The 16,042-nt window shown below is 40.6% G+C and carries 13 protein-coding genes, 1 rRNA gene and 1 pseudogene; 11 read left to right on the top strand and 4 right to left on the bottom strand.

Translation table 11 applies throughout. The annotated features are described in order from the left end of the window. Window positions 1–73 precede the first annotated feature (73 nt). Window positions 74–838, top strand: a complete 765-nt coding sequence (locus DSBG_RS12920) for a MerR family transcriptional regulator (RefSeq protein ID WP_068964735.1) — start codon at window positions 74–76, stop codon at window positions 836–838. A gap of 65 nt (window positions 839–903) precedes the next feature. Here DSBG_RS12920 and DSBG_RS12915 read toward each other — a convergent pair whose 3' ends face one another. Next, window positions 904–1,257 carry a CGGC domain-containing protein gene (locus DSBG_RS12915; protein ID WP_068964734.1) on the bottom strand — a complete coding sequence of 118 codons (354 nt, stop codon included), beginning with the start codon at window positions 1,255–1,257 and terminating at the stop codon, window positions 904–906. Between the two features lie 540 nt (window positions 1,258–1,797). Here DSBG_RS12915 and DSBG_RS12910 point away from each other — a divergent pair. The 9 genes from DSBG_RS12910 (at window position 1,798) to DSBG_RS12875 (ending at window position 14,198) form a co-directional block, all read left to right on the top strand. Next, complete coding sequence (locus tag DSBG_RS12910; protein WP_176716273.1) at window positions 1,798–2,766, top strand: PocR ligand-binding domain-containing protein; 969 nt, start codon at window positions 1,798–1,800, stop codon at window positions 2,764–2,766. Between the two features lie 148 nt (window positions 2,767–2,914). Beyond that, window positions 2,915–4,015: a TDT family transporter gene (locus tag DSBG_RS12905; protein WP_242877609.1), complete on the top strand. Its 1,101-nt coding sequence runs from the start codon at window positions 2,915–2,917 to the stop codon at window positions 4,013–4,015. A gap of 292 nt (window positions 4,016–4,307) precedes the next feature. Next, entirely contained in the window at window positions 4,308–4,922 is a 615-nt protein-coding gene (locus tag DSBG_RS12900; RefSeq protein WP_068964732.1) for a TetR/AcrR family transcriptional regulator, read from the top strand. A gap of 39 nt (window positions 4,923–4,961) precedes the next feature. After that, window positions 4,962–6,122 carry an efflux RND transporter periplasmic adaptor subunit gene (locus DSBG_RS12895; protein WP_068964731.1) on the top strand — a complete coding sequence of 387 codons (1,161 nt, stop codon included), beginning with the start codon at window positions 4,962–4,964 and terminating at the stop codon, window positions 6,120–6,122. Between the two features lie 12 nt (window positions 6,123–6,134). Next, entirely contained in the window at window positions 6,135–9,236 is a 3,102-nt protein-coding gene (locus tag DSBG_RS12890; protein ID WP_068964730.1) for an efflux RND transporter permease subunit, read from the top strand. 440 nt (window positions 9,237–9,676) lie between these two features. Next, window positions 9,677–9,835 carry a hypothetical protein gene (locus tag DSBG_RS23135; RefSeq protein ID WP_176716272.1) on the top strand — a complete coding sequence of 53 codons (159 nt, stop codon included), beginning with the start codon at window positions 9,677–9,679 and terminating at the stop codon, window positions 9,833–9,835. A gap of 413 nt (window positions 9,836–10,248) precedes the next feature. Further along, window positions 10,249–11,415, top strand: a complete 1,167-nt coding sequence (locus DSBG_RS12885; protein ID WP_068964729.1) for an amidohydrolase family protein — start codon at window positions 10,249–10,251, stop codon at window positions 11,413–11,415. Between the two features lie 282 nt (window positions 11,416–11,697). Further along, window positions 11,698–12,903 (top strand): MFS transporter, encoded by a 1,206-nt coding sequence (locus DSBG_RS12880; protein WP_068964728.1) that lies wholly within the window; start codon window positions 11,698–11,700, stop codon window positions 12,901–12,903. 476 nt (window positions 12,904–13,379) lie between these two features. Next, window positions 13,380–14,198 (top strand): EFR1 family ferrodoxin, encoded by an 819-nt coding sequence (locus DSBG_RS12875; protein WP_068964727.1) that lies wholly within the window; start codon window positions 13,380–13,382, stop codon window positions 14,196–14,198. Between the two features lie 32 nt (window positions 14,199–14,230). On the opposite strand, the gene DSBG_RS23750 is transcribed toward DSBG_RS12875, so the two are convergent. The 3 genes and pseudogenes from DSBG_RS23750 to DSBG_RS12865 all read right to left on the bottom strand — a co-directional run. Continuing rightward, window positions 14,231–14,674, bottom strand: coding sequence for an SGNH/GDSL hydrolase family protein (locus DSBG_RS23750; protein ID WP_242877607.1), 444 nt, complete (start codon window positions 14,672–14,674; stop codon window positions 14,231–14,233). Beyond that, entirely contained in the window at window positions 14,644–14,994 is a 351-nt protein-coding gene (locus DSBG_RS23745) for an SGNH/GDSL hydrolase family protein (protein WP_242877605.1), read from the bottom strand. Before DSBG_RS23745 ends, DSBG_RS23750 begins: the two co-directional genes overlap by 31 nt. Window positions 14,995–15,050: 56 nt before the next feature. Further along, a pseudogene (locus DSBG_RS12865) lies at window positions 15,051–15,329 on the bottom strand (ATP-binding cassette domain-containing protein); the annotation flags it as partial. Window positions 15,330–15,850: 521 nt separating this feature from the next. Between DSBG_RS12865 and DSBG_RS23410 the strand changes: the two are divergent. Next, window positions 15,851–16,042 (top strand): 16S ribosomal RNA (locus tag DSBG_RS23410); the annotation flags it as partial.

The raw sequence follows: 16,042 nt of genomic DNA, 5'->3' as shown, positions 1-16,042 counted from the left end.
TTTAAAAAATGCAAAAATCCCTATTTACATTGACGTAGCGTAAAGGTGTAAAGTTTTATCTGGAGGTGATCACATGGAATACACAGTGCAGAAATTAGCTCACATGGCAGGTGTCAGCACTCGGACCTTGAGATATTATGATGAGATAGGAATTCTTAAGCCGGCAAGAATGAACTCGTCAGGGTATCGCATTTATGGGCAAGCTGAGGTAAATCGGTTGCAACAGATTCTTTTCTATCGCGAGCTTGGTGTTAGCTTAGAAAGTATTAAAGATATCGTAACCGCTCCATCGTTTAACGAAACACAGGCTCTGAGGGAACACCATGTTAAGCTTCTAGAAAAACGAGAGCAATTGGATGTGTTGATCTCCAATGTTGAAAAGACCATTGCGCTAACCGAAGGGAGAATAAAGATGATGGATAAAGAAAAGTTTAAAGGTTTTAAGCAAAAATTAGTGGATGACAATGAAGAGAAGTACGGAAAGGAAATTCGCGAAAAATATGGGGATGAGACAGTTAATAAGTCCAATCAAAAAGTTAAAGGTATGTCACATGAGCAATATGATGAGGTAACGAAGCTTGCTACAGAGGTGATTGAAACTCTTCATGCTGCGTTTAAAACAGGCGACCCTGCTGGTCAATTGGCCCAAACAGCGGCAGATCTCCATCGCCAGTGGTTGTGTTATTATTGGGATAGCTACACGAAAGAGGCACATGCAGGAGTGGCCCAGATGTATGTCGATGATCCAAGATTTACTGCATATTATGATAAGCAACAACCGGGTATGGCAGAGTTTCTGAGAGATGCCGTCCATATTTATACGGGATTCAAAAAATAACTGGATGTAGGAGGCCGCGATGCCTCCTTTTTCTCTGTGTGGCGTGCCCAGTAAAGCAAGCGTTATTAATAATTATGTGTACCTAGAACTACTGGTTTGCCAAATTTTCCCTCTAACTTCGCTTTAATACCGTCAAGGTCAATGGGACAGGCGGCAGTGTTTTTGGCCCTGACTACACATGTGCCGATATGAATAGCATCTATATCTTGCAATAAATAATCCGCCATTTCCATAACTAAGCCAACTTTAGGCATAACCAAGCCAGGGCAATCCCCACAACCACTGAGACCCATGATCTGAACGGAATCATACTTAGCAAATTCACCCTCTTTAAGCGCAGCGGCTTTAAAACACTTTAGGCAAGCAATACAACTAACATCACGAATTTTAGTACAGGAAACAATCAAAATATTAGCCATAAATTTCATCCTCCCTTTACCTATTTATCAAACATATTCCATAAAAAACATAAAAATCCTTGTTTCTATTAGAGAATATTTAAAAAATAAGCAACAATAGGGTTTGTCTATCAGGGCTTTGAGGTATGAGCGAAGGTTATCAACTTTACTAGCTAGTTCATAATGAACTGGCTAAATGAGCTTTGTTGTGCTTTTTCAATTTATTGCAATCAGAACAAAGAAAATGAGTTTCTTAAAGATATCTCATCCTATATCAAATTCATGACTTGCCATACATGTCTACATAACAGCCGGTTTACTATATGTGGGTAAAATATTATTATATGGAAGGGTTTTCGGAGGAAGTAGCGAATTATATATGGAAGTTATCAAATAAGCGAAGGATACTTTGATGCGAGGTCCGGTTGAAAGACCGGAAAGGGATTTGGCTGGTTCATAGCCAGCATCATTTGTTCTATAAACTGGATTGCTTGCTATGACTAAAGAATGGACTGATACTGGTTATTTTTACTTATAACTTGAAAGATTAGTAGGATGGAGATGATGAACCTGGAGTCAAATCAAGCAATTCACCTGCGCCAAAACTTTGAAACCATCCAACCAGTGCTGGATAGCTTTAGCACCCTGCATCAGCTCTGGGTAAAATTCGTCAGCTGTAATGGTGACTATATTCTTACACCTAAAACTAAACCTCAAAATAATTTCTGCCGCCTGATTCGTGCTCACCCGGAAGGTCTCCAAAGATGTAAGGCTTCAGTGCGACAGTGCGTACATCTCGACCCGAACAAAGCTCATCTTTTTCCTTGTCACGCGGGCTTGTACATACTTGCGGTTCCCCTGCATGGTGAGCGGGAATTTCTTGGAGCCCTCGCCACAGGAGAAATTAGGATAAATAACATGTTGAATGAGAACAGCAACATCTTAAAGAGAGTCCGGGACTTGGATTTGAATGAGGCAAGACTGCTACAGTATTACGAACAGATGTCCATCAGAAAACATGAAGAAATGATGATTCTTGGCAAAGCGCTCCATACCATCAGTAACAATTTCCTTAAATTAGGGATTGCACATGGTAATACCCTTATTAGGGAGAATCATTCTAGAGAAAGAGTCTCCTCCAGAACCGGGTCCTCTTTTAGGGATTATTCAATATCCTGGTCTAGTCAGTTGGTCCAACAAGCGGTGGTATATATTTTGCAGAATTATGTTCAACCGCTCACTCTTGAAGAAGTAGCAAAGCATGTTAATTTGAGCCCGACTTATTTTTCTTATATTTTTAGTCAAGAACAGAAACAAACATTTTCAAATTTTATTATAACAACCAGGCTAGAAAAAGCTAAGGAACTTCTAAAACAAAATCCTTTTGCTTCAATATCTGAGGTTTCCCGGCAAATTGGATATAATGACAGCAACTATTTTTCCCGGGTTTTTAAGAAAATAATTGGTATTCCTCCCGGCCTCTACCGAAAAAGCTTATCGGAAAATTTATCACAGGTAAAAAGGGGCTGAGACAGCCCTTTTTCTTATTTTATAGCTTAAAGTAGTCCAGAAGAACAATAAAAAAGTGCAGAGAAAGTAATGGTAAAATCAGTTAAAATATGTTTAAAAGGAATAAGAACAATTTACATAAAACGTTGGTAAAGCATAGGAAGGTGTTATGGCGATGAATATCCCGTTCACAACGAATAAGTTTTCAAAGATAATTAGGAATCTGTCCCCTGGTTGGTTCGCCTCTGTCATGGGAACGGGGATTTTCGCTGTCGCTAGTAAATACTACGCCTGTTATTGGTCATGGCTAAACAACATTGCGGTATTTCTATGGATCATCAATATAATTCTCTTTCTCGGTCTTATAGTCCCTTGGACCTTGCGCTGGTTTATATTTTATGACCATACACGCAGGGATCTCAATCATCCAGTTACAGGTCAATTTTTTGCCACATTGCCTATCGCCTGCTTAGTTTTGGCGGTTGACTTTCTTTTGCTTGGAACGGGTTATATCGGTGTGGTTTTAGCAGTGAAAATTGCTCAAGGTTTATGGATTACAGGGGTCGTGCTATCACTGGCAATGGCTTTCATCATTCCGGTTCTTAATGTCTTCAATAAGATAACTATTGAAGACATTAATCCAGCGTGGTTTATGCCCCCGGTGAGTTTAATTGTGGTTCCCATTGCGGGTGCCAAACTGATTCCGTACTGGCCACAGTCCTTACAAAAATCATTACTCATACTTAATTATGCATCTTGGGGATCGGGTTTTTTCCTTTTTATGTTGATTGCGGTTATTTGCATCTATCGATTTTTCGTGGCTCCGCCTCTGCCCGGTTCTTTAATCCCTACCATCTGGATTTATCTGGGTCCAATCGGAGCGGGAGTCATTTCCCTTCTAAACCTAGGATCTGTTAGTGCCCCCTTTATGGGCAGTCTGGTTACACCCATTATTAATCTTTTCGGATTGCTTTACTGGAGCTTCGGTTGTTGGTGGTTGATTGCGGCCAGTGTGATTACTATTATCTACATCTTTAAAAAGAACCTGCCCTACGCTTTATCGTGGTGGGCCTTCACCTTTCCCCTCGGTGCCTACACATGTGCAACCTATTTAATTTCCATTACTATTCAGTCTGAGGCCCTCAGGCTATTTGGTTTTCTTTGTTACTGGGTGTTGGCATTTTGCTGGTTCATAGTATTCAGTAATACTTTTATTCGAGGCTATACTGGTACTCTCTTTAAAGATCAACCAATACAGGGTTTTCTATAGACGTCAAAACTCTAGATTACATGTGCTACAATCTAAGGTTTCGCTATGTATGGCTTTGTGCTGCAGCTTTAGAGATGTTGCACCCAGACGCCTATGACGATTGCAAAAACATAGCCAGAGAGAAGAATCTACCTATAGCCAAAATATACAGAGAAGTTTACAAAGTGATAGAGAAGAATGAAGAATATGAAGGAATGGTTCCGGTAGGGAACATATATATTGACAATTAAAAAGAAAATCATCATAATTAATTGACCGAACAGTCGGACATTATCTGAGAACGGAGGTTAATATGGCACGCCTGAAAGACAAAGAGGAAACAATTCTAAATGCGGCGTTTGAAGTGTTTAGAGCGAATGGTTTTACAAATGCCAGCATGAAGGATATCGCAGTGAAGGCAGGGCTTGGAAAAGGGACCCTGTATGAGTACTTTCAGAACAAGGAAGATTTGTTTTTACAGGTGGTTGATGCTAAAGCAAATGGTTTCTTTAATGAAATTAATACAAGGGTTAGCGATAAAATTTCGCTGGGGGAAATATTGAACGAAATTATTATGATTACCCAGGAAACGCTTGAAGAGGTTGAATTCTTCTTCAAGTTTGTGATGTTTGGTCAATTCTTTGAAATGAGCAGTGAAACAAAGCAAGAGTTTCACCAAATAATTATGCGTAATAGGGGGGAATATATGAATTTATTACGAGAACTCTTTAAAAAAGGGTTTGCAGACGGAGTTCTCAGGGAATTTGATTGGGAGTTTGCGGCAAATTTCATAACTGAAATGATTGCCGCTTATTGTTGTTTCAAAGAGCACATAATGGGTGATTGCTGGTTACAGCAGCAGAAAGATCTTGACAGGGAAAAAATGATTGATTTTATACTAAACGGAATAGGAGCCCAAACAATGTAAAGATTGGATTCTTGTTCAGTCTAAAAGAAGGGTGAAGTTATGAGTAAAAAGAGAATGTTCACAGTCGTCCTTATAATAGTAATTTTCATAGCTGGAGTTGCACTTTTTCGTCGCAATGTATTTCAATCAATCTTTGCAGCCAAGGATAATCAAAGTAAGGCAACAGTTACAAGTAAGAAGGTATCAGTAGAAGTAATTAAGCCCAAAGAGTTCGTTCAAGGCGAAGGGTCAAGCTATAAAGCAACATTGGAAGCTGATCAGGAGGGAGTTGTAAGTTCCAAGAATGCCGGAAAGGTAATCAGTATTCTATTTGATGATGATAAGCAAGTCACTCAAGGTGAAACACTTGTAGTTTTAGATGATCAGGATATTAAGAACCAGATAAAGTCTGCTGAAAGCCAGTTGGAGATTTCGAAGGCATCCCTGCAAAAGCCGGAGGCGAACCTGGAAAATACACAACTCTCCTACGATCGGACAAAAAAATTGGTGGAGCAAGGTGCTGTCGCCCAGGTTGAACTGGACAACGCCGAAACGTCTCTTAAAATGATTAAGGCTGACATTGCTTCAAGCCAGGCTAGTATTCAAGCAGCGCAGACCAATATCGACAATCTGAACACTGACTTGGCCAATATGACAATTCGAGCGCCGATCAGCGGCGTGATGGATGAAAAAAATGTCAGCCTTGGTCAGTATCTTTCTCCGGGAAACGTTATTGGAAAGGTTAAGGATATTTCATTGATCGATGCTGCTATCGAGGTAGACCAAGGTCTTATTCGGACTGTAAAAATAGGTCAAAAGGCTAAAGTAAAGTTAAATGAAGATGATAATGAGACCTATGAAGGGGTAGTAAAAAGCATCAGTACCTCTGCGGATTCATCCTCCAGAGCGTTCAAGGTGAAGATACAATTGGACAATGAGAAGTTAGCATTAAGACCGGGGGTATTTGCTAAGGTCATGCTGATGGACGATGCCAAAGTCCATAAATTTGCGATACCTGTAGCGCTTATAACCGGGAAGGAAGGCAATTACTACGTATACATAAATGATAACGGAATTGTCCGTAAACGTGCCGTAACCGTTGGAACCTTGGTAAACGATCAGGCAGAGATCAACTCGGGACTTCAAGGGAATGAATCGATTATATCGACAAACCTGAACATGATTCAAGAGGGTGATCAGATCACGGTGGTTTCAGAATAGGGGGACTAAGGGATGTTTATAACAAATATTAGTATCAAACGGCCAGTATTTATTAGCGTGGTCATAATGGTATTTATTCTAGTAGGGCTCATGAGCTATCGCAGTTTGAACATTAATGATATGCCCCAAGCAGACTTTCCCTATGTTACAGTTTCCATTTCCCAGCATGGTGTTGCCCCCGATCAATTGGAAACCAATGTGGCCAAGAAAGTTGAAGAAGCTATAGGGCAAATTTCCGGTGTCAAGCATGTTACGACAAATATCAGTGAAGGCGTGTGTAACGTTATCGTCGAATTTGCCTTAGAAACATCGCCAGACGTTGCTGCCCAGGAAGTGCGGGACAAAGTCAGTTCGATCAGGAAAACCCTTCCGGATGATATCGATGATCCAATTATCGCCAAATATGATTTTTCTGCCACGCCAATCATATCTCTTGCTGTGACCGGCACAATGGATAATCGTGCTATCTCCAAGCTTGTGGATGATGTGATTACTAAGAGTTTATACACGGTCAATGGTGTAGGCTCAGTCAAGGTATATGGCAAACAGGAAAGAGAGATCAAGATCAAGCTGGATCTCGAGAAGTTAGCCGCCTATGGACTGTCTCCAGCTGAGCTGGTGAGTGGAGTCCAGAATGGCAACTTGGAAATACCGGGCGGAAAGGTTACGGACGGGCAAAGTGAAATCTCCCTGCGGACCGACAACAGTGTCAAGAATCTAGAGGATTTTTACAACATTACGGTTGGTACACGTTCGGGTCGTGAGATTAAGGTTCGTGATGTAGCTGTCGTTTCGGACGGAATTAAAGATCCGGACAGTATTTCTTATTATGACGGCAAAGAGGCCATTGGTATCGACATTATTAAACAGTCGGGTTCTAATACAGTGAGCGTCGCCGATAACGTCAAAAAGCAATTGGATGTTATCAAGAGGGTTCTTCCCCCAGGCATAAACATCGATGTTGTCGCGGATAATTCCGTGTCGATCCGTGATTCGTTTAATGAAGTCGTAAAAACCATCTATGAAGGGTGTATCCTAGCAGTAATTATTGTGTTCCTTTTTTTAGGGGAATGGGAAAGTACCCTGGTCAGCGGAATTTCGCTGCCAACGTCGATTATTACAACCTTCATTGCCATGAAGGTCATGAACTTTTCGCTTAACACAATGTCCCTGATGGCCCTCTCGCTAGCTGTTGGCTTGTTGATTGACGATGCCATCGTGGTGAATGAGAATATTGTCCGGCACTTGCATATGGGAAAGCCTCCCTTGCAAGCAGCCAGGGAGGGTACCTCAGAAATTGGGTTAGCAGTCTTGGCAACAACCTTTGCAGTGGTTGCAGTTTTTGTGCCAATCGGCATGGTTAGTGGGATTATCGGAAAATACTTTATTGAGTTTGGCCTCACAGTAGCCTTTAGTATGTTGGTTTCCCTGTTTATATCCTTAACGCTCGTGCCGGTGATGTCTTCCAGATTGTTAAAAGCAGAGAGAAAAACGAAAAAAACCTTTGTAGGTCATTTTTTAGACTGGTTTAATGACAAATTTGATTCATTGGGAACGACTTATGCTAAAGTTTTAAAGGTTGTTCTTAATCACCGCTTGATAACCCTTATATTCACAGTAGTACTTTTTGTTGCCTGTATTAAGTTGGTTCCTTTGTTGGGCTTCAGCTTTGTTCCGGCCACCGATACGGGGAGCATCACTATAAGCGCGGCTACTGACTCGGGATTGACCCTGCAGGCTCAAGGGGAAAAAGCCAAAGAAATTGAAAAAAGGCTGAAGAAATATCCTGAAATCAAGCATCTTTATACCACGGTGGGTTCTAACAATATTTCGATTTATGTAAAAATGAACGATAAACAAGAGCGAGAAAAATCAGCTAAACAGATCGCTTCAGCAATCAGGGAGGACTTAAATGGAATCCCTGGAATAGAACTTGCCGTACAAAGTTCTTCAGGACCCGGCGGGAGTGGTAAGGATGTCTCCTTTGTGATCATGGGGACTGATCAGGAGGTTTTGCAGGCTTTTGCCCAGAAAGCAAAAAAAATAATGAGTGAGGATCCTCAGGCCAAAGATGTCGCGATCAATCTCAAAACTGGCAATACGGAAGCAAAATTAGAGGTTGACAGAGATAAGGTAACGGATCTAGGCGTAAATACATCACTTGCGGCAGAGACAATACGAGCACTCTTCGACGGAATAGATGCCGGAAAATTCGAGTATGCGGGTGAAAGGTATAATGTGCGGGTATCCTTGAAGGATGATCAACGTAAGAGTTTGGATAATCTAGATGGGATTTATGTCAACGGCTCAAAGGATCAGCTAATACCTCTGGCCAATGTTACTAAAAAAGTACTTTCCACTTCGTATTCCACAATCTCCAGATATGATAGGCTTAGGCAGGTTGAGCTTTCGGCGAATGTTGAAGGAATAGCCGTTGGAGATTTTTTAACAAAGTATACGAACAAGTTTAAAGAGCTCGATATTCCTAAGGGAGTTTTTGTACAGCAGGGCGGAATGAACGAGACTATGTCGGAAGGCTTCATGAATCTTGTTATCGCGCTTCTGATGGGTATCCTTTTCATGTACCTGGTGATGACCATGCAGTTTGAAAGCTTTTTGGATCCCATTGCGATCATGTTTTCCCTGCCTATGGCGCTTATCGGTGCAGTCCTGGGACTGTTTATCGCAGGCAGTGAGCTTAGTATATTGTCCCTGATTGGGATCATTCTTCTGATGGGACTGGTAGCTAAGAATGGTATTCTGCTCATCGACTTTACAAAGCAGAGAAGGAAAGAAGGACTTAGTGTCAAAGAGGCTTTGATCGAAGCTGGCACCGTCCGGTTAAGACCCATTATCATGACGTCACTGGCCATGATCTTTGGTATGATTCCTATTGTCATTGGTACAGGAGCCGGGACAGAGATGCGTGCGCCCATGGGGCATGCCGTCATAGGTGGCTTAATCACTTCAACTCTCTTGACCCTCTTTATCGTTCCGGTGGTTTATTCTTTGCTGGATTCTATGAAGAATAAATTCCGCAGGAATACTGGAAAATCTTTAACCCCCAATTTACCAGCCGAAAAAAGAGATTTACCGATGAACCAAAATTTATAATTTTACGGTCCCTTGTTTGGAACATAGCCAATTTGGCTTGCTCACGTATTAAGGAGACCAGGGGGACATAGCAGAGAGAGGTCTGACAAGAACTTTAAAAACCCAGATAATTAGGTAAAGTAATTTTACCTGTGTTATCTGGGTTTTACTTTAAGATAATACGCTATAGTTCTTCAGTTTAAATTCAGTATATAAAAGCGGCGTATAGTTCCTCTCGTAGATCAAATAAGAAATAGAGAGAAAAAGAATGTCCCACGCAAGATCGCAAGTTGAAACAATTTCGCTGATACTAGTATCATTAATACTTTTAATACAAGCTAAAATTACATAATTACGTGGATTAATAAACATACTTATATTAATGCACAACAAAGTACTCAAGTTAAAAACCTATTTCTGCCATAGTCATTTACATCAAAGATATAAAAGGAGGAACTATTTTGGTCGCTAAAAGGAATAAAGTATCTAAACAGGTCACAGCACAGCCATCCACTCATACCAATAAAAACTCTCCTACCTCTAATTCGACGGGTCAAGCAAGAGATGCAATAATTCCAACCAAGGATAAGAGCCCGGATGATCTGGAAATTTTCGATTAATTCTCTTTGTGGGTTAGCGTGAAAAAGAAGGAGCGTTGTCCTAGGTGGTTTAAATATTCTTCAAAAGGCTGTTACAAGTGCGAATCCGTTAGTGATAAAACAAGAAATAGATTGCAAAGTTTGTCCGCATATTGGGCAAGCCTTGCAATCTTTTTCTTGTTTTATGGAATTATGAACTGCCGGAGTTGTATGCTTTCACTTAAGGATGTCTAATCTGTTGCTCCTGCCTAGGTGAACTACGCAAAGGCATCTTAAGGGTCAAAGATGAAGGGGGGTCAAAAAAGGGTATTTTAGTTTAGTTGTAGAAGATAAAAAGATTAGTTCAGAATTTATTGGCTTAATGAAAGGAAGCGGAGTATGGATATTAATGTTATAACAAAAACCTTGAAATACACGCTTGGCGTGTAGAAATGATGTATATTTCGTGTAGTGCAGAACAAAAAATCCACGAGATTCCTCATGAGGGAGAAGCTGTCGTTGCAGGGTGTTGGAGCCCTGAACTAGGTTTATGCTCCCACTCTATGCTGCTAAAATGGAAGGAGGGTATTGTAACCTCCTTGCAACCTTTGAGTAATTTAGAGAGTTTCTCTAATATAACACAGCCGTGGGATTCCTTTTACCTCATGCCCGGATGGATAGATGCTCATGTGCACTTAGCGTTAGACAGCCTTGATTTTTTTCAGTGTTTAAAAAACTGGGAGAAACCTGCTTTGATCGAAGAAAACATTCAAGGATTTTTACAGCGTTATTTAGAAAGAGGAATTGTAGCTATTCGAGATGGTGGTGACTTACCGGGCTTTGCTTGGAGGACAAAAAACAGGGTCAATGAGGGAGTTTGGTCTGGTCCTAGGGTCATATCAGTTCATGAGGCTGTCAATCGAGAAGGAATGTATGGTCGTTTTCTAGGGCGTGGTTTTAGAGATGTATTAGAGTGGCGGGAAAAAGAGAGGGACTTTTTCGGACAAGGTCTAGACCAACTAAAAGTAGTCGTTACAGGAATAATTAGCTTTGACGAGTTCAAGAGAGTGGGTCCAACTCAGTGGACAGCTGAAGATCTTTCCGAATTAGTTGAAACAGCTCATAGACGTGGCATACTTGTCATGGCCCATGCCAGTGGGGAAGAGGGAATATCGGTGGCGATTGCTGCTGGGGTTGATTCCATTGAACATGGATATTATATTACGTCAGGACAACTTAAATTGATGAAAGAAAAAGAGATTGCTTGGGTCCCAACGGTTGCACCGATTGGCAATCTTTTAAAATATCCTACAGATCGTTACTCTTTCCATGAAATTGAAACTTTGAAACGGATTCTGGAGGGACAACTTGCTAAAATTCACGAGGCCTATAATTTAAATGTCCGACTGGGTGTTGGGACAGATGCTGGAGCTTATCAAGTACCGCACGCTGAGAGTCTGTTTGACGAGATGGATTGGATGGTTCAAGCAGGAATTCCCAAACAGGAAGTCTGCCGAATGGCAACGCAGGAAAATGCTCGGATTCTTGGCAATTCTGAGATGGGGAGGTTAGACGTTGGAACCCCCGTAAATTTATTGCAGCTGGTCACACATTTTCCGTAATAGGATCTTGACTTAAATTCGAAATTAGTTTAGCATTATATAGACTGAGTTAAGAAAGGGTGAAAAAAAAGATAATGCGCTACTAATTCTACTTCTTTTAAAAATTCTTGTTTAATAAAGATGAGGGATTTTTGGGATAGGATTAGTATGAGCATTTTTAATAATTACTGAGTTGCTTTAATGCAAGTTAAGCCTTTTTGTGTCATTTTTAAAGGCGTTGCGACTCACGTTTCTATTATAAGATAGTTCTGCCTCCTGTCCTAAAATGGATGGGAGGTTTTTATGTTAGATTTAATACGTAATCGGCTAGTGAAAGCGATCTTGGGATCTGCGTTATTTTTGCAAACTGGAATCTGGGTGCGTAATTTTGCCGTATTACTCTATGTCATGGAACGAACACATGGTAATGCGTTCGCCGTCTCGATGATTTCGGTTGCAGAGTTTGCGCCAATATTTATTTTCTCTTTTATAGGTGGGACCTTTGCCGACCGCTGGCGTCCAAAACGAACAATGATTGTGTGTGATGTCCTCAGTGCGGTATCAGTGTTTGTTGTCTTGATTACCTTAGTTCTAGGCACTTGGAAAGCTGTGTTTTTTACTACCATCATTTCCGCTATTTTATCTCAGTTCTCTCAGCCTTCAGGGATGAAGCTGATTAAGGAACAACTGCCTGCTGAACAGATTCAAACGGTAATGTCGATTTATCAGACGATCTTTACCGTTTTTATGATTCTTGGACCGATCCTTGGAACATTTGTCTATCAAAAATTTGGAATTATTGTCTCAATTGCCGTGATGGGCCTCGCATTTATGCTCTCGGCGGGTTCCTTGACGTTCCTGCCTCCGGACCATGAGAAAGTAGCAGAGAAGACGGGAACAACCCTTCGCCAGGAAATGTTGGCTGGTATTCGTTATGTTCTAGCGAAGAAAATCCTGACGCTTTTGGGTTTGTGTTTTCTGGCCGCTGGCTTGGGTGGGGGCCTTATTCAACCATTAGGAATCTTTCTGGTAACGGAACGGCTTGGTTTACCGAAAGAAAATTTGCAATGGCTACTGACCCTTAATGGGGTAGGGATGCTTTTTGGGGGAGTCATTGTCATGACTTCTGCTAAGGCTATTTCGCCCCAAAAGCTTTTGGCTTTCGGAATGCTCATATCGGCAATTGGTGTGGCAGTATGTGGATTATCGACGACCCCATGGCTAACCTATTTGGTGCATTTACTGATGGGTTTAGTTTTTCCTTGTATTATGATCGGCATTAACATGATGATCATGCAAAATTCGGATAGTCAGTTCATTGGTCGAGTGAATGGGATTCTCATGCCTTTGTATACGGGAGCAATGGTTATTACGATGAGTGTGGCAGGGGTGCTTAAACAAACATTTTCTTTGGTTGCCATGTATGAAGTAGCGGGAGTATTGTATATTATTGGGTTGTTGTTCTTGCTACCGTTATTTCACTCGCCAAAAAATACTTTGGAGCATTGATGAGTTATGGAATATAGTACAGGTTCTTAATTGGCCATATCGTGCGACGCCCACTTTTTCAAGTGGGCGTGTTGTTTATTTTGAAAGAAAGAATAACTTACGGTTATAACTTTTTTTCTATAACTTAATATCGAGTAAAGCTTCAGTCCATGTTCATAAATAAATCGGTAATTCTGCTGCCAACTAATTGGTACATGTATTCAATAGTTGACATGCTACTGAAGTCAGAGGTGAAGCGGATTATAAGTCCTAATACATAAAGATGTAAATAATCGTATACATTTGGCTGAAGTATATTTTAAGTGAGAATTATAAGTTAATAGAACTGTAAGCGTTGTCATTGCTTCAGACAGAAGATTTAGAAGCCAAAATGAAATTCTCTGGCATGGGAATTGCAAGATAATTCCATAGATTCTGAATAGATTAATTATAAAATCTTCGAATTGTAAGTTGTTATGGAAGGAATGAAACTTTATATGAATAGAATGACCAATGCTATGTATTTTAGCCCAACAGGTACAACTAAAAAAGTAGTGTCTGGTATAATAAAGAAAATTTCCGAAAATATCGGCGGGGAAACTCCCATAAATTATATCGATTTCACCTTGCCGAGTGTTAGAACAAACCCGGTGTCTTTTTCAGAACAAGATATTGTCATTATTGGAGTGCCGGTCTATGCAGGAAGAGTCCCTAATGTCTTACTAAATTATTTAAATTCAATTATCGGTAATAACGCCTTAGCAATTCCGGTAGTTGTTTATGGAAACAGGAATTATGATGATGCTTTAATAGAATTAAAAGATATACTTGAATCTAATGGCTTTAAAGTTATTGCTGCGGGGGCATTTATAGGAGAACACTCGTTCTCGACAACTCTTGCTAAAAACAGGCCGGATGAGAAAGATATGGCCGTTGTCGATGATTTTGCCAAGCAAATACATACAAAAATTACAATTCAAGTTGAATTTCAGACTATTGTTGTAGAGGGAAATCAACCATATCGAAAACATTACATGCCTAAAAATAAAGAGGGGAGTCTTGTGGATATTAGAAAGGTTGCTCCTAAAACAAATAGTAATTGTAATGACTGTAAGCTATGTGTCAATGTCTGTCCTATGGGTTCCATTGATGGTGAAGACGTCTCCAAATTTAATGGGATTTGTATTAAATGTGGAGCGTGTATTAAAAAATGTCCTACTCAAGCCAAGTACTATGACAATGAAGATTATTTAAGACATAAACAAGAATTGGAAATTGAGTTTGCATTTCGAAGAGAACCTGAATTATTTATTTAACAAGTTGCTAAGGTTGTCTTATCATCACCAACCTAGGAGTTCGTGATGATCGTTTCAACTGATTTACTAACTCTATTGGCGAGGGCTTGATATCCTGCAGAATTTGGGTGCAGACCATCCTTGGCGATGTATTGACCCAAATTAAATTTCAGTAGGTCGTAGGTTGGAATAAAAATCCCTTTCCCATCTTCTTCAACGACCTGTTGGGTATTATAGTTCCACTCATTCAGAAGCCTTATATCTTCGACGTTGCTTGCTTTTTCATAAGGGTTATACAGCCCAAGAAAAATAACAATGGAATTCGGGTTGGTGCTTCTTAATACCTTCATCGTTTGTTTCAAATTGCCAAGATAGCTGTCCAGTCTCACTTTAAATTGATCTTCTTTAGCGAGATCGTTCAGGGAAAGGATACTTCTCACATCATTACCACCAATAGAGACTAGAATCATATCCGAATCTTTGATGGTTTTGTCCAACTTTCTAGTTGTTGCTCTAGTAGACCTATGCTTTCAAGTCCGTCTATTCCTGCATCGTCTACGAGGATCTCTTTTAAGGTGTTGTTTTTAAAGTACTCAGGTAAATAGCCTGAAAACCCCTTGTTCTTTTCATCCCCAGTCCCTTTTGCTATCGAGTCTCCCAGGATGAGAACTTTAAAAGAGTTAGTATTCTTGGAAGAGAGTTTTGTAGAAGCCTTTGGAGGTTGAGTCAATGGAGCGTTAGCCGACGGCTGAGAATTGACCGCGGTCGTGACGATGATTGCCTCATAGAAACCCATCGCTAAAACGATGAAACCCACGCAGGCTATGGTCAGAATTGAGTAACCACATGCTCTTTTTTAACACTTTAATTTCTGTATTTGTACATATCGGGGCCCTCAATAATGCAGCCGACATTCGAAAGGGCTTTGACAAAATCGCGGGCTACGGAATAGCCGCAGATGGTTACAGACCCTTCTGTTGGTTTGATCAGTCCAACAATCATGCGGATCGTTGTCGTTTTTCCCGCTCCATTTGGTCCTAGGAACCCAAAAATCTGGGAGGGATAAAGATTGAGGTTTACCCCTTTGACTATTTCCTTTCCTTTAATGGTCTTCCTTAAGTTATTAAGCTCCAATACTGCAGTTTGCTGCATAAATTCTCCTCTTTAGAACGTTTATTACCCGTTGAAATATAATGTTTATTATAAATAAAAACGTCATAAATAGACAGCTTATTTTGTTACACACTATCAAAGAGGTGAAACGGGCCGGGTTGATGCAGCGCTTCTCGATGTGCTACTTTTTAAAAGGACCTAAAGAGTAGTAGGGGTGGAAATAAGTTTTTCAATTGAGTTGGGGAATGTGAACTAAAACATTTTTGATTTTAGGGGTTGACAGTTTGCGCAGAAAACGGTATTATAACTGAGCGCCACAAAGACGCACAGTGATTGAATAAGCGAGGGGTTAAAAGCTTCGAGCTAGTCGATCCGAACAAAACGAATTAGTTATTGACAACGTAAGTTGAAAATGCTAAAATATAGATCCGGCCCAAGCGGCCAAAGCAAACGAATGGTCTTTGAAAACTAAACAACAAGGACAGCCAATGAGAGAGACTCGCAAGAGTTTCGAAGAAACAATGAGCGAATCATCTTCTTCAATGAAGTTGAAATAACTTTTTATGGAGAGTTTGATCCTGGCTCAGGACGAACGCTGGCGGCGTGCCTAACACATGCAAGTCGAACGGTCTAATGCTTAACACTGAGTGTTCAGTAATGTTGTAACAGCGAGAGCGCGAAGGATGAGTGCTCCACGCATAAAGAAAACTTGGCTGGCGCCGAGCCTTTGCGAAGGCGGCTGCCTAGTTGCG

The sequence above is a fragment of the Desulfosporosinus cupriresistens genome (assembly GCF_001707885.1).
Classification (GTDB): Bacteria; Bacillota; Desulfitobacteriia; order Desulfitobacteriales; family Desulfitobacteriaceae; genus Desulfosporosinus.
Note: the sequence above shows the minus strand (reverse complement) of the source record. Positions and strands in the feature narration are given on the sequence as shown.